This is a genomic window from Chromohalobacter sp. (assembly GCF_039830575.1).
Classification (GTDB): Bacteria; Pseudomonadota; Gammaproteobacteria; order Pseudomonadales; family Halomonadaceae; genus Chromohalobacter; species Chromohalobacter israelensis.
Map to the genome: position 1 here is coordinate 144,724 of NZ_JBDOOX010000003.1, position 21,851 is coordinate 166,574.

The following is a 21,851-nucleotide window of genomic DNA, read 5'->3' on the forward strand; positions in this document are numbered from 1 at the left end:
GAAAATCTCGTCTTGTCGTTAAGTGTCAGTCATCGGCACGCGACGTTTCCAGGCGCCGACGCACGGCGGTTTCGATGCCCTCGGCATCGAGCCCGCACGCCGCCAGCAACTCGGCGGGTTTGCCGTGCTCGACGAAATCGTCCGGCAGCCCCAGGTTCAATACTTCGACCTGGACACCCTCGGCGGCCAGGAGTTCATTGACGCCGCTTCCCGCGCCACCGGCGACGACGCTCTCCTCGAGGGTCACCAGCAGCCGGTGGTCGCGCGCTGCCGCGAGGATCGCCTCACGATCCAGCGGCTTCACGCTGCGCATGTTGAGGTGCGTGGCATCGAGACGCTCGGCCACCTCGCCGGCAGGGCCGTTCATGCTGCCGAACGCCAGCAACGCCACGCCGCCTTCGCGACCGCTGCGCCGTGTCTCGGCCTCGCCGATGGGCAGCGCCTCCAGGTTCGATGCCACCTGCGTGCCGGGACCGGTGCCACGCGGATAACGTACCGCCGCCGGTCCGGGGTGATGGTACGCGGCGCTCAGCATGGCTCGACACTCGGCCTCATCGGCGGGCGCCAGCACGATCATGCCGGGAATGCAGCGCAGGAAGGAAAGGTCCAGCGCACCATGGTGAGTCGGGCCGTCCTCGCCCACCACGCCGGCACGGTCGATGGCGAAGGTCACATCGAGCGCCTGCACCGCCACGTCGTGGATCAACTGGTCATAGCCGCGCTGCAGGAAGGTCGAGTAGATCGCCACCACGGGCTTCATCGCCTCGCACGCCATGCCCGCCGCCAGCGTCACCGCATGCTGTTCGGCGATCGCTACGTCGTAGTAGCGCTCGGGATACTCGCGCGAGAAGCGGATCAGGTCGGAGCCCTCGCGCATCGCCGGCGTGATGCCAATCAGACGCGCGTCCACCGCCGCCATGTCGCAGATCCACTCGCCGAAGACATTGCAATACTTGCGCGGCTTGGGCTGGGGCTTGGGCTGGGCTTCCGGCTCCGCCGTGGCCGCGTTGGGCGAGCGCGGCTCTTTTTTGGGCGGCGGCTCGCTGGTGGTCTTCTCGAGCTTGGTGATGGCGTGGTAACCGATGGGATCGGCCTCGGCGGGACGAAAGCCGCGCCCCTTGCAGGTCTTGATATGCAGGAACTGCGGCCCCTCCAGATTCGCCATGTTGCCCAGCGTCTGCACCAGCGTCGGCAGGTCATGACCGTCGATGGGACCGATGTAGTTGAATCCCATCTCCTCGAACAGGGTCGCCGGGCTGACCATGCCCTTGACGTGCTCCTCGGTGCGCCGGGCCAGCTCCAGCGCGCCCGGCAGGTGCGAGAGCACGCGCTTGCTGTTCTCGCGCATCACCGTGTACGGCTTGCTGACCAGAATGCGTGCCAGATAGCTCGCCATGCCGCCGACGTTCTCGGAGATCGACATCTCGTTGTCGTTGAGAATCACCAGCATGTTGGCATCGACATGGCCGGCATGCGCCAGCGCCTCGAATGCCATGCCCGCGCTCAAGGCGCCATCGCCGATGACCGCACACACACGACGCCGTTCGCCCTTGGTCCGCGCCGCCAGCGCCATGCCCAGCGCCGCCGAGATCGAGGTGCTCGAATGACCGACACCGAAGGTGTCATAGGGCGACTCGTCGCGCTTGGGAAACGCCGCCAGACCCCCGAACTGCCGAATGGTCGACATCTGCTCGCGACGCCCGGTCAGGATCTTGTGGGGGTAGGCCTGGTGACCGACGTCCCACACCAGGCGGTCATACGGCGTATCCAGGATGTGATGCAGGGCCACGGTCAACTCGACCACACCCAGGCCGGCGCCGAAGTGTCCGCCGGTACAGCCGACGCTGTACAGCAAATAGGCACGCAACTCGTCGGCCAGCTGGCGCAACTGGGTCGCGTTGAAATCGTGTAACGCCGCGGGATGCTCGCAGGTATCGAGCAAGGGCGTGGCCGGACGTTCGGCAGGAATCTCGTCGAACAGCTTCATAAGCGTTATCTACAACCGATCAGTGATCGCGGTCGATCATGTGGCGGGCCAGCTCGGCCAGAGGATAGGCACGTTCGCCCAACGGAGCCAGAGCGCTCAGGGCCTCGTCGAGCAAGCCTCGTGCCTTGGCACGGGCGCCATCAAGGCCGAGCAAGGCCGGATAAGTAGGCTTGGCACGCGCCGCATCGGCGCCGGTGGCCTTGCCCAGGGTCGCGGCGTCGCCGGCGACATCGAGAATGTCATCCTGGATCTGGAACGCCAAGCCGATGGCCGCCGCGTAGGTGTCCAGGGCCGCCACACGAGGGTCGTCCTCGTCGGCCGCGGCCAGGGCGCCCAGACGCACGGCGGCACGAATCAGCGCACCGGTCTTGTAGCCGTGCATGGTGGCCAGCGCGTCGACATCCAGGCGCCCGCCCACGGCGGAAAGGTCCAGCGCCTGTCCGGCGGCCATGCCTTCGCGTCCCGAGGCGTTGGCCAGCGCACGCACCATCGCCCCCAGGCGCGGGTGACGCGTCTCGGCCAATACCTCGAAGGCCAGCGTCTGCAGGGCGTCACCGGCCAGAATCGCCATCGCCTCGCTGTAGGCACGATGTACGGTGGGACGGCCACGACGCATGTCGTCGTCGTCCATGGCCGGCAGGTCGTCGTGCACCAGCGAGTAGGCGTGGATCAGCTCGACGGCAGCGGCCGGCGCATCCAGGGCCTTGTCCTCGGCGCCCAGCGCATGGCCGGCCGCGTAGACCAGGATCGGGCGCAGGCGCTTGCCGCCCCCCAGCACGCTGTACCGCATGGCGGCGTCGAGCTCGCCGGAGACGGGCGCCGCACGCTCGACGATACCGGCGAGCACCTGCTCGGTGCGCGCACGGGCCGTGGTCATGATGTCGCGGTCGCTCAAGGGCTCAACGCTCACCATCGGCCTCCCCGGTCTCGAACGGTACCGTCTGGAAGCTGCCATCGGGCTGCTCCAGCAAGGCCTTGACGCGCAGTTCGGCGTTTTCCAGGCGCTGCTGGGCGTCCCGCGTCAGGTGGACGCCGCGCTCGAACGCCACCAGCGAGGCTTCCAGAGAGAGCTCCCCGGATTCCAGCTGGGCCACCAGAGATTCCAGCCGCGCCAACGTGGCCGCGAAGTCCTCCGGCGCGCGTTCATCAACATCCGTTTCGTCAGGCTGGGCGGCGCCGCTGATCGACGCATCCGTTTCCGCCATGGCGCTTCTCGCTCATCCGTGCGGACCGATGGAGGCGGCCCGGCTTGCCAAGATTTGGCCCCACAGTATACACCCAAGCCCCGGGGACGCGTCTGCCCCGGCGAGTACGACACGCGCCGCCCGTGTATCGCGCTCATGTGCAAGGTGCAGCGATTTCATCCGCAACGCGGTCGCCTGTGCTACGATATGGCCCCTGTCGCTGGGCGCCCCCCACCCTTTTCTCGCCTCGGGTCGCCCCAATGGACAGGCCACCACCATACCGATAGACATACGTCGCATCAGTCGACGAAAGGGTTGAACCGACAATGGCCAAGACGTCTCTGGACAAGAGCAAGATCAAGATCCTGCTGCTCGAGGGCATTCACCAGTCCGCCGTGGACAACCTCCTGAATGCCGGTTACACCAACATCGAAACGCTCTCCACTTCCTTGTCCGAGGACGAGCTGGTCGAGAAGATCCGCGACGTCCACTTCATCGGCCTGCGCTCGCGCACACAGCTCACCGAGCGTGTGTTCGCCGCCGCCGAGAAGCTGACCGCCGTGGGCTGCTTCTGCATCGGCACCAACCAGGTCGATCTCAACGCCGCTCTCGAACGCGGCATTCCGGTCTTCAACGCGCCGTATTCCAATACCCGCTCGGTGGCCGAGCTGGTCCTCGCCGAAGCCATCATGCTGCTGCGCGGCATTCCGGAGAAGTCCGCCCGCGCTCACCAGGGCGGCTGGTTGAAGTCGGCCAAGAATTCCCACGAGGCACGTGGCAAGACACTGGGGATCATCGGCTACGGCAGCATCGGTGCCCAGTTGTCGGTGCTCGCCGAGTCGCTCGGCTTCGACGTCCTGTATTACGACGTCATCACCAAGCTGGCCATGGGCAATGCCCGTCAGGTGGGCTCGCTCGAGGAGCTGCTGGCACGCGCCGACGTCGTCAGCCTGCACGTCCCCGACGTGCCGTCCACGCGCTGGATGATCGGCCGCGACCAGCTGGCATTGATGAAGCAGAACGCCATCTTCATCAACGCCTCGCGCGGCACCGTGGTGGACATCGAAGCCCTGGCGGAAGTGCTGGAGAGCGGCAAGCTGCTCGGCGCGGCCATCGACGTCTTCCCCGTCGAGCCCAAGGGTACCAACGAAGAGTTCGTCTCTCCGCTGCGCGGCAAGGAAAACGTCATCCTGACCCCGCACATCGGCGGCTCGACCCTGGAAGCCCAGGAAAACATCGGGATCGAGGTGTCCGAGAAGCTGATCACCTATTCCGACAACGGCACCACCATCACCTCGGTCAACTTTCCCGAGGTCGCGTTGCCCGCCCACCCGGACAAGCATCGCCTGCTGCACATCCACGAGAACGTGCCGGGCGTGATGTCGGAGATCAACAAGGTTCTCAGCGACGAGGGCATCAACATCTCGGCGCAGTACCTGCAGACCAACAGTGGCGTCGGCTACGTGGTCATCGATGTCGACAAGGCATATGGCCCCAAGGCGCTGGAAGCGCTCAAGCGCGTCAACCATACCCTGCGCCTGCGCGTGCTCTACTCCGAGAGCAACTTCGAGGCGTAACGGTGCGGCGCACGCCCTGCCCCGACGCAACACGGCCCCTCCAAGGAGGGGCCGTTTTCATGGCGCCTGCCTGGCGACACGCCCTGAGGGGCGTGTCGCGCTCAAGGCGTTTCCGCAGAGCGCGAGACATCCGCCGGGTTGCTGGTCGGACCGGTCTGCGGCACGCCCGTCTTGACCTCGCGCTGGCCGTCGTCGTAGGTGTTGATCGTGCAGCCGGCAAGTCCTGCCACCAGCAGCACAGCACCTGCCATTGCCAATAGATAACGCATGAGTTCCCTCTTTTATCGCTTATCGATCCCGAGCCCACCGGCCGATGCCATCGACCAGTGAGCGATTGAGGCGACGCGTCTAGAACGCGACTTCCATACCAGCGTAGACGGTCCGTCCCGATGCCGGTTCGAAATAGCGGTCGTTATTGGCATTGATCCGCACATTGGCGAAATGCTCGCGATCGAAGAGGTTACGCACCCCCACGTAGCCCTTGAGCAAGGTATCGCCACCCAGGTGCCAGCCATCGCCGGCGCGCAGGTGGACCAGCCAGTAATCGTCGACCGCCACATCGTTGGCGTCGTCCGCCACCATGTCGCCGATGTACTGCGTCTCGAGCGTCGCGAAGCGCTCGTCGAAGCCCTTCCAGGTCAGCCGGTTCATCCAGGTCTGCTCCGGCAGGCCGGGGATGCGGTTGCCCCCGTAGTTGCCATCCTGGGTGTCGTATTCATCGAATTCGTACCTGGCCAGCGTCAAGGCACTGTCGAGACGCCAGCTCGGCGTCATCTGCCAGCCCAGCGCCAGCTCGATACCATCCCGCGAGGAATCGCCGGCATTGCGGTAAAAGTCCCGCCCATTCTCGTTGTAAGGCACCAGCTCGTCGCGCACACGCACCGAGAACAGCGCCAGATCGTAATCCACGCCATTGTCGAAATTCCCCCGCAGCCCGATTTCGCGATTCCAGGCCTTCTGTGGCTCGACGGCAGGATTGAAGCCGCCCACGCCACTGGGGTTGGCGAATTCAGAAAACGTGGGAGTTTCAAAAGACGTGCCGGTATTGACATAAGCCTGATGCGTCGGCAAGTACCGATAGCTCAAGCCCGCCGAGCCGCTCCATTCGCGGAAGGTACGGTCGCCGCTCTGGTCGCCGTCGCTGCCGAAATCATCGTCGATGTCGAAGTCGACGCGGTCGTAGCGGGTCCCCAGCGATAGCGTCAACTTGTCGGTGAGATCCAGATCGCCCTGGGCGAAAATACCCAGCGAAGTGGCCGTCTGGGTCTCGTCGGCGGTGTCACCGCCGACCGTGCCATCGAACTCGACGTTACGCCGCCAGCGATCGTCCTCTTGACGCGCCACATCGACACCGACCACATATCGCAGCGGCAGCTCGCCCAGCAGCAGATCCTGGTGATACTCGGCACTGCCCCCGAAGTAGTCACGCTCGTAGCCGAGGAGACTGTCGCCGGGATAGGGCAGTTGCTGTTCGAAGTCACGCTGTAGATAGAAGCCCTTGACGTACAGCTCGCCCGGCCCGGCGGACAGATCCTCGTACTGCAGCCCCAGCACCTGCTGGTCGACGTTCTGGCCCGTGTCGTATTCCTCGGTGAAGTCGCCGGCCTGGTTACGGTCTTCATCGACCTGCTCGCGCGTCAGTCCGCCCGGGTCCTCGGAGCGCGGATTGTCCAGCAAGTTGACGATGGCCGTCAGTGCCCGGTCATTGCCCAGCTCACGGCGCACCTTGGCGTTCAGATGGTATTTCTCCACCTGGCTCTGATCCCGGTACCCGTCGAAATTCAGCGCCGACACACTCACATGGTGCGACCAGGGGCCGTTCACGCCGCCATCGCTGACGCGATATTTCTGGTAGCCGTCGCTGCCGATCTCAGCGCCCAGGCGGGTCTTCTGATCATCGCGACCATCGGCCGTGGTCACACTGAGAACGCCCCCTGCCGCATTACCGTAAAGCACCGAAGACGGCCCACGAATCACCTCGATCCGCTCGGCGCTGTCGAGGTCGATGGCATCCAGCTGTGCCTGCCCATCGGGCAATGTGTAAGGAATGCCGTCGGTCATCACCGTGACCCCGCGCACACCGAACGGCGCCCGCGCGCCGAAGCCACGAATCGCCAGGCGCTCGCCCTGTGCGAAGTTGTCACGGTTTTGCAGGAACACCCCAGGCACGGTCACCAGCGACTCGTCGAGCCGAACACGCTGCTGGCCTTGCGCAATGCTGTCGCGGTCGACCACGGAAACGGCGGCGGGTGTGGCATAGAGCTCGCGATCGAGGCGCGGCGCCGTCACCTCCATCACCTCCGGCGAGATCGTCTGGGAGAACGCGGCGCCGGAAGCGCTCAAGGCGCCAAGCAGCAAGGAAGCAGGAAGGTAGCGATGGGTCATGGCGATATCGACAGGTCGGGTCTACCGGAGGCGGTATGCCACCGGTGGACGAATTCATTAAGCGGGGGTGCATATTAGCATATCGCATGTACCCCCGCCTTACGTCTCATCGCCATTTTACGGCATGCCTTGCATCACTCAGAAATGCGTCGTCATCACTTCCTTCACTGCCAGCGCTTCATCGACGCATAGTACGCGCCGCCACTTGTCGAACGTCAGGCAGGGGTGGGACGTGCCGAAGGCCAGCACATCGCCTACCGCGATATCGGCGTGCTCGGGAATCTCGAGAAACGCATGCTGATCCATGATGTGCGTCGTTCGCCAGCCGCTGACGTCCACGCTCACCGTACCTCCCGCCTCCCGTGGATAGCGGCGTAGCGGCAACGGCAGATCAGGCTCGTGCCCGATATCGCGCTTGCCCAGCGCAATGATCGCCAGGCCCGGTTCGGGCAGCGACTGCACATGAGCAAAGACTTCCAGCGCCGGGCGCAGCTCCCCCTCCAGGCCGGGATCGCGCGCCTTGATCGCCTCCATCGCACCGGCATAGAGCTTGTGATCGTGCACCACGTAGCAGCCCGGCCTCAGCACCGGCGTGTAGTACTCGCGCAGCTCCGCCCTGTCGAACGTCTCCGCGATCAGGTCGAACCACTTGGAACCGGAAGCGGTGACGATCGGCGCCTCGCGTTGCAGAACATCACTGGCCTGCAACGTGCGGACGGTTTCGACCAACCGCTCGCCGTAGGCACGCACGGCAGCGACTTCATCGCCGCCGGCGATCATCCCCTCGTAACCTTCGATGCCGACGAGGGCCAGCGCGGGCTGCCTGGCGATCTCTGCCACCAGCGCATCGACCTGCGCGGCGTTGCGGCAGCCGCAGCGTCCGCCATCGACGCCCAGCTCGATCAGCACGTTCAGCGTGAGCTCCCTGTCGGCAAAGAACGCCCCTAGATCGCGCACGTTATCGACGCCGTCCACCACGCAGTAGTACTCCAGCCCCGCCTCGATGGCATCCGCCACCAGCGTCATGTTCGGCCGGCCGACCAGCTGGTTGGCCATCAGCACACGGTCGACGCCATGGGCATGCGCCGTCACCGTCTGCACCGCCGTCGCCAGCGTGATTCCCCAGGCGCCCGCCTCGAGCTGTCGCCTGAACAATGCCGGGGCCATGGTGGTCTTCCCGTGCGGCGCCAGCTTGGCGCCATGCCCCTCGGCGAAGCGCTGCATCCACGCCAGGTTGTGGGTCAGCGGCGCCTCGAAGACCGCCGCCGCCGGCAGCGGCACATCATGCAGCAGGTGCGCCGGACGCGACGGCGGCATGCCCTTCTCCATTTCCCAGTTCCCGGGTGCGACCATCATTTTCTCCTCGCCTCGTCATGCCTTCCGGGTATTTACTAACACAAAAAATAAAAATATGTTAGCGGGTAACAAGCCCGTCAGTCACCGAATATGGATCGCTCGTGAGTCAAGAATTCGACATCCTGTCGCATATCACCGCCTGCTTGCCGAGCCTGCGCGTGTCGGAGAAAAAAGTCGCCACGCTGGTTCATGACGACATCGACTTCGTCACGGAGGCGAGCATCGGCGAGATCGCCAGGCGCGCCGAGGTGAGCGATGCCACGGTCACGCGCTTCGCGCGCGCAGTGGGTTGCCGCAATGTGCGCGACTTGAAAACACGCCTCACTCGAGCCCTGGCGGCTGGCCGCCGTTTCATTCAGGAAGCCAACGAGGAAGACGGCCTCGGTGTCATCTACGACACCGCCGCGCAGACGCTTTCGCTCAACCGTGAGCTGATGGAACAGGCCGATGTCGAGGGCGCGGTGGCAATGCTCGACGACGCTCGCCAGATCCTGGTGTTCGGCGCCGGCGGTGGATCGACCGTCATGGCGCAGGAGATGCAGTTCCGGCTGGTGCGGCTGGGTTACGCCATCAGCGCCTATCCGCAAGCGCTCTTGCCACGCATGGTTGCCTCGACCCTGGAGCCCGACGATGTCGTCGTCACGCTCTCGGTGACCGGCTACACCCCGGAGATCGTCGAAGCGGCCGAGCTGGCGCGCCAGTACGGCGCCCGTGTGCTCGCCATCACCGCCGTGGGGTCGCCGTTGGCCGACACCGCGAACATCGTCCTGCCATTGGCCGCCCGGGAGACCGATTACATTTATTTCCCGTCGTCGTCGCGCTACGCCATGATGGCCGCCATCGACATGCTGGCACTGGGTCTTGCGCTCCGTCACCGCGACCGTACCCGCGACAAGCTGCGACGCCTCAAGATCACCCTCGACGCTCACCGCGGCGGCGACAATCGTCAGCCGCTGGGGGATTGAGCCATGCAGGCCCAGGAGTCGCCATGCACGTCGATTTACTGATTCGTCACGCCACGATCCTCGACGGCCGTGGAGGCGATGCCTTCACCGCCGATGTCGCCATTCAGGACGAGCGGATCGTTGCCCTCGGCACGCTGGTCGACACCAGCGCCAATGACGTCATCGACGCCAAGGGCCTGACGCTTGCGCCCGGCTTCATCGACGTCCACACCCACGACGATACCAATGTCATCCGCACGCCGGAGATGCTTCCCAAGCTCTCCCAGGGCGTCACCACGGTGGTGGTCGGCAACTGCGGCATCAGTGCCAGCCCGGTCACGCTCACGGGCGACGTGCCCGACCCCATGAATCTGCTCGGCCGCGCGGAAGACTTCCGTTACCCCACCTTCGCCGCGTACGCCCAGGCGGTCGATGCATCGACACCCAGCGTCAACGTGGCAGCGCTGATCGGCCACACCAGCCTGCGCAGCCAGGTCATGGATCGCTTCGATCGTCCTGCCAGCGACGACGAGATCGCCGCCATGCGCGAGCAGCTGGAGACGGCGCTGGCCGAGGGCGCCGTGGGCATGAGCTCGGGCCTGGCCTACCGCAACGCCTTTTGCGCTCCGACCGAAGAGATGAATGCGCTGGTCGAGGCGGTTGGCCGGGCCGGCGGCGTCTATACCACGCATTTGCGCGACGAGTTCGCCGGGCTCCCAGAGGCGATGGACGAAGCCGTCGCCACCGCCCGGCACGGTCAGGCGCCCTTGGTGATCTCGCACCTGAAATGCGCCGGTGCCGGCAACTGGGGCAACGCGCCCAAGGCCCTGTCGAAGCTCGATGACGCTGCGCGCACCCATGGCGTTCACTGCGACTGCTACCCCTATACCGCCGGCTCCTCGACACTGGACCTGGGCCAGGTCACCGACGAAATCGACATCTTCATCACCTGGTCCGATCCGCATCCGGAGGTGGCCCGTCAGTCTCTCGGGGCCATCGCCGAGCAGTGGGGGCTGTCGCTGTTGGAAGCCGCCGAGCGTCTGCAACCGGCCGGTGCGGTCTACCACAACATGAGCGAGGCCGACATGCGCCTGGTGCTGTCACATCCGCTGTCGATGGTCGGCTCCGACGGCCTGCCCAACGACCCGCATCCGCATCCGCGCTTGTGGGGCACCTTTCCGCGCGTGCTCGCGCATTACAGCCGCGACCTGAAGCTGCTGTCGCTGACCGAAGCCGTGCGCAAGATGACCGCGCTCTCGGCGGCCAACTTCGGCCTCACCGACCGCGGGATCATACGGGTCGGCGCCTTCGCCGACCTGGTGCTGCTCGATCTCGAGACACTCGAGGATACCGCCACCTACAGCACCCCGATGTCGCTCGCCCGAGGCATCGAGCTGGTCATCGTCAACGGCTGCATCAGCTACCGCCACGGTCAGGCGAGCGGCAAACGTGCCGGACGGCTGCTACGCCGCAACGCTCGGCTTTCGCCAGCCCCGGTTTCCACAGGCATCCACGACGGGCGCGACAGCGCCACATTTCCCTGAGCATTTCAGCCGAACAGGAGAATAGAAGATGAGTATTCAGCGGTATGGCGTCGAAGGAGGCGTCGGCACAGGCGGTCAGAAGCTGCCCTTCGCACGCGCCACCGAAGCGGGCGGTTGGCTGTTCGTCTCGGGCCAGACGCCCATGACGGACGGCGAAGTCGTCGAAGGCAGCATCGTCGAACAATCCCGCCTGGCCTTCGCCAACTGCCTGAAGATCATGGAAGAGGCCGGCTATGGCGTGGAGCACGTCGTGCATGTCACCGCCGTGCTGACCGACGCACGCTACTTCAGTTCATTCAACAAGGTATTCAAGGAGGTGTTCGGCGAGCATCCCCCGGCGCGCATCTGCAGCGTTCAGGACCTGGTGGTCGACTGCAAGGTGGAGGTCGACGTCAAGTGCTACCGGGCGGACAGGGCCTGAGCGATCCCTGGGCGGACGCATAGCGTCGTTCGGGGAAGAGAACGGAAAAGAAAGATGGCCGCGCCCCGGCAAGGGCGCGACCGACAGCGTAAAACCCCATAGGCCATGACATTCCACACTGCCCCGGCCGCGGCAACGGCCGGGACAACAATTATAAGAGGCTATTATGAACAGTCACGTATTCCTCGGTGCCTTCGTCACCTACGTGGTGGCCATGATCGCGTTCGGGTGGTGGGTCTCCCGCCATAGCCGAAGCAATGGCGATGACTTCCTGCTCGGTGGGCGCAGCATCCCGATCTTCCTGACGATCGGGACCACCGTCGCCACCATGGTGGGTACCGGCTCGAGCATGGGCGCGGTCGGCTTCGGCTATGCCAACGGCTGGGCCGGGGCCCTCTACGGCATCGGCGGCTCCATCGGCGTGCTGCTGCTGGCGGCGTGGTTCGCCCCCGTACGCAAGCTGCGCTTCATGACCATGAGCGAGGAGCTTTCCTATTATGTCGGCGCCAACCGCTGGGTGCGCAACATCGTCGCGGTGCTGATCTACATCGCCTGTATCGGCTGGCTCGGCGCGCACATTCTCGGTGGCGGGCTCTATCTATCCTGGATGGCCGACATCGACCTCACCACCGCCCGCGTTCTGGTGGCGCTGGGCTTCGGCATCTACTGCGTGATCGGCGGTTACATGGCCGTGGTGTGGACCGATACCGTCCAGGCGGTGATATTGTTCGTCGGCTTCATCGTGATGGCCATCATCGCATTGTTCGAAGTGGGTGGATTCTCGGGACTGGGCGCCAACATGGACGTCGCCACCACCAGTTTCCTGGGCATCGACAAGATCGGCGTGGTGCCGGCACTGTCGCTGGCGGCGGTCATCGCCGTCGGCGTGCTGGCAACCCCCTCCTACCGTCAGCGCATCTACTCCGGCAACTCGGTCCATTCCGTACGCAAGTCATTCGTGATCACCGGCATTCTTTACATGATCTTCTCGATTATCCCGGCGATCATCGGCATGGCCACCCACGCGCTCAACCCCGGTCTGGACAACAGCAACTTCGCCTTCCCGTTTCTGGCGACCGAGATCCTGCCACTGTGGCTGGGTTTGTTGCTGCTCGTCGCGGGCCTCTCGGCGACCATGTCGAGCGCCAGCTCGGACGCCATCGCCGGCGTCTCGATCCTGTTGCGCGACGTCTACGTGCTGTTCACCGGGCATACGCCTTCGGCGCACAAGGTCGTCTTGCTTTCGCGTCTCGCGCTGATCGCCACCATCGGCCTGGCGCTGCTGTTCGCATTGACCTCCGACAACGTCATCGACTACATCACCAGCATGATCGCCACGGTCATGGCCGGCATGTTCGTGTGTGGCGTGCTGGGTCGCTTCTGGCCGCGCTACAACTGGCAGGGTGCCGTCGCCACGCTCATCGCGGCCTCCGCCACCTCGCTCGCCGTCATCGGCGTCGATAGCTGGAGTGCCTTCTGGGGCAACCCGAGCATTCCCGCCGTGCTGGTCGCACTCCTCGTGGGTGTCGTGGTCAGCCTGATCACCCCCGCCTCGAAGGTGACACCGGAGCAGGCGCTCAAGATCATCGACGACGAGCGTGAGCGCATGGAGATGACCGAGGACCCCGCCGAGGCCATTCACCACAAGACGGCATAACCCCCTCTCTTCCCCTCGCCGCCCCCCGACGGGGCGGCATCCTGACGCAGATGCATCCCCCTACTGGAATGCGTAAAATACGCGCCTCGGCCCATTGCCGAACCTTACCCGGTCCGTCCTTTACGGGGACGATTACCAGGAGACAGACATGACCGATTCGCACGACACGCCGCCCATCGTGGTGGCGGCGCTCTATCAGTTCGTCACCCTCGACGATTACGAAGCCCTGCGCGAGCCCCTGCTCGAGACGATGCGCGCCCACGACGTGAAAGGCACCCTGCTGCTGGCCAATGAAGGCATCAACGGCACCGTTTCCGGCACGCGCGAGAGCATCGACGCGCTGCTCGCCTGGCTGCGCGCCGACCCGCGCCTGGCCGCGGTCGACCACAAGGAATCCTACTGCGACGCGCATCCTTTCTATCGCACCAAGGTCAAGCTCAAGCGCGAGATCGTCACCCTCGGCGTCGAGGGGGTGGATCCCAACCAGAAAGTCGGCACCTATGTCGAACCCGAGGACTGGAACGACGTCATCGCCGATCCGGAGGTCCTGGTCATCGACACGCGCAACGATTACGAAGTGGAAATCGGCTCGTTCGAGGGCGCCATCGACCCACAAACCAAGACGTTCCGCGAGTTTCCCGACTACGTGAAGGCGCACTACGACCCCGCCAAGCACAAGAAGGTGGCGATGTTCTGCACCGGCGGGATTCGCTGCGAGAAAGCTTCCAGTTTCATGCTGAATGCAGGCTTCGAGGAGGTGTATCACCTCAAGGGCGGCATTCTGAACTATCTGGAGAAGGTGCCCGAGTCGCAGTCGCGCTGGCAGGGCGAATGCTTCGTGTTCGACAACCGCGTGACCGTGCGCCACGATCTCGCCGAAGGCGAATACGACCAATGCCACGCCTGTCGCCGGCCGATCTCCGAGGCCGACATGGCCTCCGAGAAATACGAGCCCGGCGTGAGCTGCCCGCATTGCTGGGACAGCCTGCCGGAGAAGACGCGCGCCAGTGCCCGCGAACGCCAGCGTCAGATCGAGCTCGCCAAGCAGCGCGGCGAGCCGCATCCGCTGGGGCGGGATCCGCGCCGCCAGCCGGCCGACAGCGAGGCGTAAGGCCCCGCCTGTCGCAAGCGATGGCCGAGCCGACGCCACGACGTCGGCTCGAATCGTCGCTTACCTTCACGTCCGCACGCACTCACGACAGCGTAATGACGATCCCCCCGAGCGCCAGGATGGCCACGACCGCCCAGGCCGGCCATTTCCAGACGCTCAAGAGCAGAAAGCCCACCAGGGCCAATGCAAATTCGTGCGGCCCGACCACCACGCTGGTCCACACCGGCTGGTAGAGAGCGGCCCCCAGAATGCCCACCACGGCGGCATTCGCGCCTCGCATCAATGCCTGCACGCGTTCCAGGCGCCTGAAACCGTTCCAGTAGGGCAGCACGGCCACCAGCAATGCGAGCCCCGGCAGGAAGATCATGATGAGCGCCAAGGCCGCGCCCAGCAGCGGCACGGACAACGCCCCCATCTCGGTGCCGAGATACGCCGCGAAGGTGAACAGCGGCCCGGGCACCGCCTGGGCGGCGCCATATCCCGCGAGAAAACTATCGGGCGTGACCCAGCCCGACTGGACGACCTCGCTTTCCAGCAGCGGGAGCACCACATGCCCGCCCCCGAAGACCAGCGCACCGGCCCGGTAGAAGGCATCCGCCATCGACAGCACCGGGGACGACGACACCCAGGCCAGCCCGGGCAGCCCGATCAGCAAGGTGACGAAACACACCGCTGCGATTCGGGCGGCGCGTCGAGATACCGGGAAGTGCAAGTCTCGCGACAGGGGGTCGCCTTGGTCTTGACGCACCTGGTCTCGATACGCCGAGTCCCGGCACAACAGCATGCCGCCCACCGCACCGGCGAGAATGGCCGCTATCATCCCCGCCGGACCGCCGATCAGCACGACGATCAGCACCGCCGCCAGCGCAATGCCGGCACGCCGCTGATCCGGGCACAGCTTGTGCGCCATGCCCCAGACCGCATGGGCGACGATCGCCACAGCCGCCACCTTGAGCCCATGCAGGATACCCTCGCTGACAGGCCCGTCGAAGGATGCAGCCCCTGACGCGAACAAGACCAGCACGAGGGCCGAAGGCAAGGTGAAGGCCGTCCAGGCGGCGGCGGCTCCCCATCCCCCACCTCGCAACAGTCCCAGAGCGAAGCCGACCTGACTGCTGGCCGGGCCCGGGAGAAACTGACACAGCGCCACCAGATCCGCGTAGTCCGCTTCCGACAGCCAGCGGCGACGCGTGACGAACTCGGCACGGAAATACCCCAGATGGGCAATGGGGCCACCAAAGGAGGTCAGACCCAGCACCAGAAAGGCAAAGAAGACTTCCTTGATACGTTCGATGGAATGACGAGCATCTCGCATGGAACCGGCTCCCGAGCAAGCGGATGAGGAGAAACCAGCGCTTACCGTGCCCGCCCTTATCGTTGAACGCCACCATGGCGGTGTTTCGTGTTCTCCGGGACGTCTTCGCTTTACCACATGGCCTCGACTGCCTACATTGCAGAGGCGCTCAAGGAGTGAGCGCTCACGAATTCATTGACCGGCAGGAGGCCTGCATGTCATCCCTTCCCTATCCCAGCCACGCCGATCCGCGCCGCACCCTGCTGGCCAGCGCGTTGATCGGCATCGGCTGCATGGCGGCAGTCGACGAAATCATCTTCCACCAGTTGCTGGCCTGGCACCATTTCGTCGATCGCGACACGGCCTTCGCGCTGGCCTCCGACGGTGTGCTGCACGCCATCGAGCTGGTCCTGCTGGTGGTCGGCTTCTTCATGATGATCGAGTTGCACGGTGCCGGCCGCCAGGCGCCCGGCTACCGTGGCCCCGGATTCCTGCTGGGCGCGGGGGGCTTCCAGGTTTTCGACGGTGTGGTCGATCACAAGATCCTGCGCCTGCACCAGGTACGCTACGTCGATGACCTGTGGCGCTACGACATCGCCTGGATCGGTTTCGGTGTCGTCGTCCTGGCGATCGGCTGGCTGTTGCTCAGGCGCGCCCGGCGCGGTCACGCTACAAGTCAGCATTAGCCTCCGACGTGTACATGCCCAACGTCGCGCAATGGCTCGCGCTGCTGGCCGCAACGCTGTATCTGGCCGGCGTGTGGCGCACCCGACACGCCGGCAAGCCATGGTCGCCCTGGCGCAGCGCCAGCTTCGTCGTCGGTACCATCACGCTCGCCGTGGCGTTCGCCGCCCCGGTCAATGCCTTCGCGCACCACGACCTGCGCGGGCACATGTTGCAGCACCTGCTGGTCGGCATGTTCGCGCCCCTGGGGCTGGTATTCGGTGCACCGATGAGCCTGCTGCTGCGCAACCTGGCGCCGCCCCGAGCACGGGCAATGGTCACGCTGCTGGGCAGCATGCCGGTGCGGATAGTCAGCCATCCGCTGAGCGCCGCGCTACTCGATATCGGCGGCATGTATCTGCTGTATCTGACCCCGCTGTACACCCAGAGCATCGCCACCCCCTGGCTGCACCACGTCATCCATCTGCACTTCGTGATCTCCGGCTGCCTGTTCAGTTGGGCGATCGCCGGTCCCGATCCGGCACCGCATCGGCCGCGCTGGCGAACACGCCTGGGCGTGCTGATCCTGGCCATCGCCACCCACGCCACGCTCGGCAAACTGATGTACGCCTGGCTGCTCCCGGCAGGCACCGGCGCCAGTCCCGGCGAGATCCAGGCAGCCGCGCAATGGATGTACTACGGCGGCGACCTGGCCGAGCTCTTACTGCTGGTGGCGTTGATGCAGCAATGGTTGCGCGAACGGCAACGCGCCGCACGCGGGAAGCCGCTGCCCGCGGGATGAATGTCGGCGACTGTCTACGACGAGAGCCTCAAGGCAGGCTCACACGCATCGCCAGCGGGAACTCGTCGCAGTTGTCGCCCGCTCCGCCACGGTCGACCACCAGAAACTCGCCTTCCACGTCGAGCACCGAGTGAATGGCATGCCAGGTGCCGGCGCGGTAGTTGACCCCCTGGCGACCATCGGTGACGAAGGCCCGTACCCGTGCCGGGTCCACGGCCTCTCCCGGTGGCGCGACGACGACGATGAAGCGCTCCCCGTGCAGCGGCATGAACGCCTGACTGCCCAGCGGATGACGTTCGAGAAAGTCCAGCGTCAGCGGCAGTGTCACGGGCTGGCTGACGAAGAGGCTGATCAGCGGCCGAGCCCCCTCGCCGAGCGTTTCGATCCGCGCCAGGTCGTGATAGCGCTGGGTGCGACCGCCGTTGATGGGAAAGCCGTCGGCGTCCCGGCGGTCGATGACATCGCCGAACGGCGCGAAGGCTTCGGCAGTCAGGGGCTGGGCGGTAAGTTCGAGCATGCGTTCTCCTCGGAGGATTGTCTCAGCTCAAGCGCAGCTTCATGTGCCGGTTCACATCCTTGTAGAGCAGATAGCGAAACGGCCCCGGCCCGGCGGCGTAGCAGGATTGCGGACAGAAGGCCCGCAGCCACATGTAGTCGCCGGCCTCGACCTCGACCCAATCCTGATTGAGGTGGTAGATCGCACGGCCCTCCAGCACGTAGAGCCCATGCTCCATGACATGGGTTTCATCGAACGGGATCACGCCCCCGGGCTGGAAGGTAACGATGTTGACATGCATGTCGTGGCGCACGTCCTGGGGATCGACGAAGCGTGTCGTGGCCCAGCGGCCGTCGGTATCCGGCATGGCAATCGGCGCGATGTCGTTGTCGCTGGTGACGAAGGCTTCGGGCACTGCCAGCCCCTCGACGAACTCGTAGGCCTTGCGTATCCAGTGGAAGCGCACCGGCGCGTCGCTGCCGTTGCGCAGCTGCCAGTCGCAGCCCGGCGGCAGATAGGCATAGCCTCCCGGTCCCATCGCGTGCGCTTCCCCCGCGATGGTCAGCGTCATCTCGCCCTCGACCACGAACAGCACGCCCTCGGCGCCTTCGTCCGGCTCCGGCCGCTCGCTGCCGCCACCGGGCGAGACCTCCATGATGTACTGCGAAAACGTCTCCGCGAAGCCGGAAAGCGGCCGCGACAGCACCCACAGCCGGGTCTTCTCCCAGTGCGGCAGGAAACTGGTGACGATATCGCTCATCACCCCCTTGGGAATCACCGCATAGGCCTCGGTGAAGACCGCGCGACCATGAATCAACTGGCTCTGCGGCGGCAAACCGCCATGGGGGGCGTAGTAGGTTCTTTCAGGTGCGTCGTGGCTGCGTTGTGACATGAGAGGTTCCTCGCTTTTCAAGCCGGGTGCGTTGCCGCCCAGTGACGCGCGATATCCACACGCCGGGTTATCCACACCCGGTCATGGGTCTCGAGGTGATCGAGGAAGCGCTGCAGCGCGCGGAAGCGTCCGGGGCGGCCGATCAGTCGGCAATGCAGACCAATGGAGAGCATCTTCGGTGTTTCCGCGCCTTCTGCGTAGAGCACGTCGAAGGCATCGCGCAGGTACTGGAAGAAGGGCTCGCCGTGGTCGAAGCCGGTGGGCGAGGCGAAGCGCATGTCGTTGGTATCCAGCGTGTAGGGCACGATCAGGTGGCGGTGCGTCTGGCCCTGACTGTCCTGGACGTCGCTCCAGAACGGCAGATCGTCACCGTAGTAGTCGCTGTCGTAGAGAAAGCCGCCCTGATCGAGCAACAGCCGCCGTGTATTGGGGCTGTCGCGGCCGGTGTACCACCCCAGGGGCGCCTCCCCGTACAAGCGGCGGAACACGTCGATGGCACGCTGCATGTGGTCGCGTTCGAGTGCTTCCGGCACGTTCTGGTAGTGAATCCAGCGCCAGCCGTGGCAGGCGATCTCGTGGCCCAGTTCCTGGAAGGCCTGGGCCACCTCGGGATGACGCTCCAGCGCCATGGCAACGCCGAATACCGTCAACGGCAACCCGCGGCGCTCGAACTCGCGCAGCACGCGCCACACCCCCGCCCGCGAACCGTATTCGTAGATCGACTCCATGCTCAGGTGGCGGTCGGGATAGGCCTCGGCCCCGGCGATCTCGGAGAGAAACTGTTCGGAGTGGCTATCGCCGTGCAGCACGCTGTTCTCGCCACCCTCTTCGTAGTTGAGGACGAACTGCACGGCGACGCGGGCCTGGCCCGGCCAGTTCGCTTGCGGTGGCGTGCGGCCATAGCCGACGAGATCGCGTGGGTAAACCTCGGACGGATCGGTGGAGGATGCCATGCCCATGAAGACTCCCGGTTTATTGTTGTGCCGCTCGGATTACCTTAGCGTGCGTTGATGTATACAAAAAATCAATCCCTCGTCGCGCCCTTGCCGGTGCCTCGACTCACGGGTCGACGAAAACGCCATCCGGCGGATCTCGGCGGCTCGAGGCATGCCTGGCGCGGCAGCCGTCCGACATCAGGTCGATCCGGCATTGACTTATTTTGTATTCAATACTAGAAATTTTGTAGACAAAACATGCGCGGTCCAGTCGCGCACCCACGGAATGCCCCATGCGCTTGCACCTCATCAACCCCAACACCAGCACCGGCATGACGACACGCATCGGCGAGTCCGCCAGCCGCATCGCGGCCCCGGGTACCCGGATCGTGGCCACGCAACCGGAAAGCGGCCCGGTGTCCATCGAGGGTCACTTCGACGAGGCGATCAGCGCCGTGGGCGTGACCGAGGAAATCGCCAAGGGCGAGCGCGACGGCAGCGATGCCTACATCATCGCCTGCTTCGGCGACCCTGGGCTGATGGCGGCCCGGGAGCTGACCCGCGCGCCGGTGCTGGGCATCGCCGAGGCCGGCTTTCACGTGGCCAGCCTGATCAGCACGCGCTTTTCCATCGTCACGACGCTGAGCCGCACCGGCATCATCGCCGAGCACCTGCTGCAGGCCTATGGCTTCGCGCATCATTGCCGTCGGATCCGTGCCGCGGAAATCCCCGTGCTCGACCTGGAGGACGATGGCGACGCCGCCCTCACGCGGGTGATCGAGACCTGCCGGCGCGCCCGGGACGAGGACGGCATCGGCGCCATCGTGCTCGGCTGCGGCGGCATGGCCGATCTGCGCGCCACCATCGAAGAAGCAGTGGGCATCCCCATCGTCGAGGGGGTCACCGCCGCCGTGAAATTGGCCGAGGCGCTGGTCGGCCTCGGGCTCGGCACCAGCAAGCATGGCGACCTCGCCTTTCCGCGTCCCAAGTCCTTCACCGGCCATTTCGCCCATTTATCACGCTAATGCCCGCAAACGGGGGGAGCCACGTTTTCGCGCCACGACCCATACTCGCTAACGCTCAAGCCTGAAGCAGCCTAAATCATCGCCGGCGTCCTCTTACCGATAATCACAACACCAGGGCGCCTGAAAGATAGCCACACAGCAGCACGCTACGCCACTCGGACGTCCCCCAGCGGGGCGCACAACAACAAATCGCGGGGCACGGTCCCGCCCGAGGAAAGCGTCATGACAAGCGACTCCGCCACGTCGGAAGGGCCGCGCCCTGCCGGCAAGGCACCGGGACAAGAATCCCTGGACCCACAGCGTACCCGCATCATGGGACGCCTCTCCTATCTACTGGCCTGGTTTGGCGGCTGCGTGTCGATCGGCACCTTCGCCATGGGCTCGAGCATCGTCGGTACGCTCAACCTGTTGCAGGCCTCGCTGGCGATCGCCATCGGCTGCTTCGTGATCGGCGTCGCGCTGACGATCAACGGCGCCGCCGGCTACAAGTACGGCATTCCTTTCATGGTCCAGGCACGCAGCGCCTTCGGCTTTACCGGCACGCGCTTGCCGGGGCTCATCCGCGCGGTGCCGGCCATCGTCTGGTACGGATTTCAGAGCTGGATCGGCGCCGGCGCCCTGAACGCCGTCTCGTCGACCCTGCTGGGCTTCGACAATCTGGTGTTCTATTTCATCGCCTTCCAGCTCTTGCAGATCGCCCTGTCGGTGTTCGGCTTCCAGGGCATCAAGTGGCTGGAAAACATCGGCAGTGGCTTCATCCTGGCCTCGCTGGTCTACATGTTCTTCAGCGTGCTCGACAAGTACGGCGATGTGATCGGCGAACAGCTGATCGACATCGACGGCACCTGGGGACTGCCCTTCTGGGGCGCGACGATGCTGTTCCTGGGCATCTACAGCACCATGATCCTCAATGCCAGCGACTACTCCCGCGAGCTCAAGCACGGCAGCGGGCCGGGGCTTCTGACCACGCTCTACGCCATGTCGATTTTGCCCTGCACGCTGTTCATGGGCTTGATCGGGCTAATGGTCTCCGGTGCCACCGGCGTCGCCGATCCCATCGATGTCTTCGCCAATGCCGTCGACAATCCACCGCTTCTGATCACCACCCTGCTGTTCATCGCCTTCGCCCAGGTCACCACCAACGTGCTAAACAATGTGGTGCCCCCCACCTACGTGCTGATGGACGTTTTCAAGCTGAAATTCCGCAGCGCCACCGTGATCGTGGGGTTGCTGGCCTTCGCGACCTTTCCCTGGGAACTGGTCAAGGACGATTCCGCGGCCGGACTGCAGCTGTTCGTGCAGACCTATTCGGCGTTTCTGGGGCCGATCTTCGCGATCATGGCGGTGGATTATTACCTCATTCGCCAGCGCACGCTGGATCTCGACAAGCTCTATGACGCGCATGGCCCTTATCGCGGCATCAATTACGCCGCCTGCATCGCCACGCTGATCGGCGCCCTGGTGGCGCTCAACGTCTCGGCGGTCTCGTGGTACGCGAGCCTGCTGCCGGCCGGCCTCGCCTATTACCTGCTGATGCGCCACTGGCCGGCCTGCCGGCGTTTCAACCAATGACGATCA

20 protein-coding genes are annotated in these 21,851 nt (G+C 65.0%); 10 read left to right on the plus strand and 10 right to left on the minus strand.

What is annotated here, in order from left to right:
• Positions 1–25: 25 nt before the first annotated feature.
• The 3 genes from dxs to ABGX75_RS01660 are packed head-to-tail and all read right to left on the minus strand — an operon-like array spanning position 26 to position 3,192.
• Positions 26–1,987 carry a 1-deoxy-D-xylulose-5-phosphate synthase gene (gene dxs, locus ABGX75_RS01650; RefSeq protein ID WP_011505409.1) on the minus strand — a complete coding sequence of 654 codons (1,962 nt, stop codon included), beginning with the start codon at positions 1,985–1,987 and terminating at the stop codon, positions 26–28.
• Between the two features lie 19 nt (positions 1,988–2,006).
• On the minus strand, positions 2,007–2,900 hold the full coding sequence (gene ispA / locus ABGX75_RS01655) for a (2E,6E)-farnesyl diphosphate synthase (protein ID WP_035413987.1): 894 nt from the start codon (positions 2,898–2,900) through the stop codon (positions 2,007–2,009).
• Positions 2,887–3,192 (minus strand): exodeoxyribonuclease VII small subunit, encoded by a 306-nt coding sequence (locus ABGX75_RS01660; protein WP_011505407.1) that lies wholly within the window; start codon positions 3,190–3,192, stop codon positions 2,887–2,889. The genes ispA and ABGX75_RS01660 overlap by 14 nt, the downstream gene beginning before the upstream one ends.
• A gap of 305 nt (positions 3,193–3,497) precedes the next feature.
• On the opposite strand from ABGX75_RS01660, the gene serA reads away from it, so the two are divergent.
• Complete coding sequence (serA, locus tag ABGX75_RS01665) at positions 3,498–4,748, plus strand: phosphoglycerate dehydrogenase (protein ID WP_011505406.1); 1,251 nt, start codon at positions 3,498–3,500, stop codon at positions 4,746–4,748.
• 101 nt (positions 4,749–4,849) lie between these two features.
• Here the strand turns inward: serA and ABGX75_RS01670 are convergent, their stop codons facing one another.
• From ABGX75_RS01670 to ABGX75_RS01680, 3 genes are all read right to left on the minus strand, one after another.
• The gene (locus ABGX75_RS01670; protein WP_156961547.1) at positions 4,850–5,017 is read right to left on the minus strand and encodes a hypothetical protein; all 168 of its coding nucleotides are present in this window, start codon (positions 5,015–5,017) and stop codon (positions 4,850–4,852) included.
• A gap of 79 nt (positions 5,018–5,096) precedes the next feature.
• A complete protein-coding gene (locus ABGX75_RS01675; protein ID WP_347410852.1) occupies positions 5,097–7,133 on the minus strand; it encodes a TonB-dependent receptor in 2,037 nt (678 codons plus the stop codon).
• Between the two features lie 138 nt (positions 7,134–7,271).
• Positions 7,272–8,486 (minus strand): amino acid deaminase, encoded by a 1,215-nt coding sequence (locus ABGX75_RS01680; protein ID WP_347410851.1) that lies wholly within the window; start codon positions 8,484–8,486, stop codon positions 7,272–7,274.
• A 104-nt stretch (positions 8,487–8,590) separates the two neighbouring features.
• On the opposite strand from ABGX75_RS01680, the gene ABGX75_RS01685 reads away from it, so the two are divergent.
• From ABGX75_RS01685 to ABGX75_RS01705, 5 genes are all read left to right on the plus strand, one after another.
• Positions 8,591–9,454, plus strand: a complete 864-nt coding sequence (locus ABGX75_RS01685; RefSeq protein ID WP_179152461.1) for a MurR/RpiR family transcriptional regulator — start codon at positions 8,591–8,593, stop codon at positions 9,452–9,454.
• Positions 9,455–9,477: 23 nt separating this feature from the next.
• On the plus strand, positions 9,478–10,977 hold the full coding sequence (locus ABGX75_RS01690) for a D-aminoacylase (RefSeq protein WP_347410850.1): 1,500 nt from the start codon (positions 9,478–9,480) through the stop codon (positions 10,975–10,977).
• 28 nt (positions 10,978–11,005) lie between these two features.
• Positions 11,006–11,398 (plus strand): RidA family protein, encoded by a 393-nt coding sequence (locus ABGX75_RS01695; RefSeq protein WP_011505400.1) that lies wholly within the window; start codon positions 11,006–11,008, stop codon positions 11,396–11,398.
• A gap of 166 nt (positions 11,399–11,564) precedes the next feature.
• Entirely contained in the window at positions 11,565–13,055 is a 1,491-nt protein-coding gene (locus ABGX75_RS01700; RefSeq protein ID WP_011505399.1) for a sodium:solute symporter family protein, read from the plus strand.
• A gap of 148 nt (positions 13,056–13,203) precedes the next feature.
• Positions 13,204–14,166, plus strand: a complete 963-nt coding sequence (locus ABGX75_RS01705) for a rhodanese-related sulfurtransferase (RefSeq protein WP_301968657.1) — start codon at positions 13,204–13,206, stop codon at positions 14,164–14,166.
• An 82-nt stretch (positions 14,167–14,248) separates the two neighbouring features.
• On the opposite strand, the gene chrA is transcribed toward ABGX75_RS01705, so the two are convergent.
• On the minus strand, positions 14,249–15,481 hold the full coding sequence (gene chrA / locus ABGX75_RS01710) for a chromate efflux transporter (RefSeq protein WP_347410849.1): 1,233 nt from the start codon (positions 15,479–15,481) through the stop codon (positions 14,249–14,251).
• A 194-nt stretch (positions 15,482–15,675) separates the two neighbouring features.
• On the opposite strand from chrA, the gene ABGX75_RS01715 reads away from it, so the two are divergent.
• Positions 15,676–16,146 carry a DUF2243 domain-containing protein gene (locus tag ABGX75_RS01715; RefSeq protein ID WP_287124454.1) on the plus strand — a complete coding sequence of 157 codons (471 nt, stop codon included), beginning with the start codon at positions 15,676–15,678 and terminating at the stop codon, positions 16,144–16,146.
• Positions 16,147–16,160: 14 nt separating this feature from the next.
• Entirely contained in the window at positions 16,161–16,925 is a 765-nt protein-coding gene (locus ABGX75_RS01720; protein ID WP_011505391.1) for a cytochrome c oxidase assembly protein, read from the plus strand.
• Positions 16,926–16,953: 28 nt separating this feature from the next.
• Here the strand turns inward: ABGX75_RS01720 and ABGX75_RS01725 are convergent, their stop codons facing one another.
• The 3 genes from ABGX75_RS01725 to puuE are packed head-to-tail and all read right to left on the minus strand — an operon-like array spanning position 16,954 to position 19,266.
• Complete coding sequence (locus ABGX75_RS01725; RefSeq protein ID WP_011505390.1) at positions 16,954–17,442, minus strand: ureidoglycolate lyase; 489 nt, start codon at positions 17,440–17,442, stop codon at positions 16,954–16,956.
• Positions 17,443–17,464: 22 nt separating this feature from the next.
• Positions 17,465–18,313: a bifunctional allantoicase/(S)-ureidoglycine aminohydrolase gene (locus ABGX75_RS01730; protein ID WP_011505389.1), complete on the minus strand. Its 849-nt coding sequence runs from the start codon at positions 18,311–18,313 to the stop codon at positions 17,465–17,467.
• Between the two features lie 17 nt (positions 18,314–18,330).
• Positions 18,331–19,266 (minus strand): allantoinase PuuE, encoded by a 936-nt coding sequence (puuE, locus tag ABGX75_RS01735; protein ID WP_287124455.1) that lies wholly within the window; start codon positions 19,264–19,266, stop codon positions 18,331–18,333.
• A 275-nt stretch (positions 19,267–19,541) separates the two neighbouring features.
• On the opposite strand from puuE, the gene ABGX75_RS01740 reads away from it, so the two are divergent.
• Both ABGX75_RS01740 and ABGX75_RS01745 read left to right on the plus strand, forming a co-directional pair.
• Entirely contained in the window at positions 19,542–20,273 is a 732-nt protein-coding gene (locus ABGX75_RS01740) for an aspartate/glutamate racemase family protein (RefSeq protein ID WP_011505387.1), read from the plus strand.
• 222 nt (positions 20,274–20,495) lie between these two features.
• Complete coding sequence (locus tag ABGX75_RS01745) at positions 20,496–21,845, plus strand: NCS1 family transporter (RefSeq protein ID WP_011505386.1); 1,350 nt, start codon at positions 20,496–20,498, stop codon at positions 21,843–21,845.
• Positions 21,846–21,851 lie beyond the last annotated feature (6 nt).

Excerpts from the sequence above, each read along its gene's own strand:
- puuE (WP_287124455.1), bottom strand. The coding sequence starts at position 19,266 with ATGGCATCCTCCACCGATCCGTCCGAGGTTTACCCACGCGATCTCGTC.
- ABGX75_RS01745 (WP_011505386.1), top strand. The coding sequence starts at position 20,496 with ATGACAAGCGACTCCGCCACGTCGGAAGGGCCGCGCCCTGCCGGCAAG.
- ABGX75_RS01670 (WP_156961547.1), bottom strand. The coding sequence starts at position 5,017 with ATGCGTTATCTATTGGCAATGGCAGGTGCTGTGCTGCTGGTGGCAGGA.
- ABGX75_RS01715 (WP_287124454.1), top strand. The coding sequence starts at position 15,676 with ATGTCATCCCTTCCCTATCCCAGCCACGCCGATCCGCGCCGCACCCTG.
- ABGX75_RS01680 (WP_347410851.1), bottom strand. The coding sequence starts at position 8,486 with ATGGTCGCACCCGGGAACTGGGAAATGGAGAAGGGCATGCCGCCGTCG.
- ABGX75_RS01740 (WP_011505387.1), top strand. The coding sequence starts at position 19,542 with ATGCGCTTGCACCTCATCAACCCCAACACCAGCACCGGCATGACGACA.
- ABGX75_RS01660 (WP_011505407.1), bottom strand. The coding sequence starts at position 3,192 with ATGGCGGAAACGGATGCGTCGATCAGCGGCGCCGCCCAGCCTGACGAA.
- ABGX75_RS01720 (WP_011505391.1), top strand. The coding sequence starts at position 16,161 with ATGCCCAACGTCGCGCAATGGCTCGCGCTGCTGGCCGCAACGCTGTAT.
- ABGX75_RS01700 (WP_011505399.1), top strand. The coding sequence starts at position 11,565 with ATGAACAGTCACGTATTCCTCGGTGCCTTCGTCACCTACGTGGTGGCC.
- ABGX75_RS01725 (WP_011505390.1), bottom strand. The coding sequence starts at position 17,442 with ATGCTCGAACTTACCGCCCAGCCCCTGACTGCCGAAGCCTTCGCGCCG.
- dxs (WP_011505409.1), bottom strand. The coding sequence starts at position 1,987 with ATGAAGCTGTTCGACGAGATTCCTGCCGAACGTCCGGCCACGCCCTTG.
- ABGX75_RS01730 (WP_011505389.1), bottom strand. The coding sequence starts at position 18,313 with ATGTCACAACGCAGCCACGACGCACCTGAAAGAACCTACTACGCCCCC.
- chrA (WP_347410849.1), bottom strand. The coding sequence starts at position 15,481 with ATGCGAGATGCTCGTCATTCCATCGAACGTATCAAGGAAGTCTTCTTT.
- ispA (WP_035413987.1), bottom strand. The coding sequence starts at position 2,900 with ATGGTGAGCGTTGAGCCCTTGAGCGACCGCGACATCATGACCACGGCC.
- ABGX75_RS01705 (WP_301968657.1), top strand. The coding sequence starts at position 13,204 with ATGACCGATTCGCACGACACGCCGCCCATCGTGGTGGCGGCGCTCTAT.
- ABGX75_RS01695 (WP_011505400.1), top strand. The coding sequence starts at position 11,006 with ATGAGTATTCAGCGGTATGGCGTCGAAGGAGGCGTCGGCACAGGCGGT.
- ABGX75_RS01675 (WP_347410852.1), bottom strand. The coding sequence starts at position 7,133 with ATGACCCATCGCTACCTTCCTGCTTCCTTGCTGCTTGGCGCCTTGAGC.
- serA (WP_011505406.1), top strand. The coding sequence starts at position 3,498 with ATGGCCAAGACGTCTCTGGACAAGAGCAAGATCAAGATCCTGCTGCTC.
- ABGX75_RS01690 (WP_347410850.1), top strand. The coding sequence starts at position 9,478 with ATGCACGTCGATTTACTGATTCGTCACGCCACGATCCTCGACGGCCGT.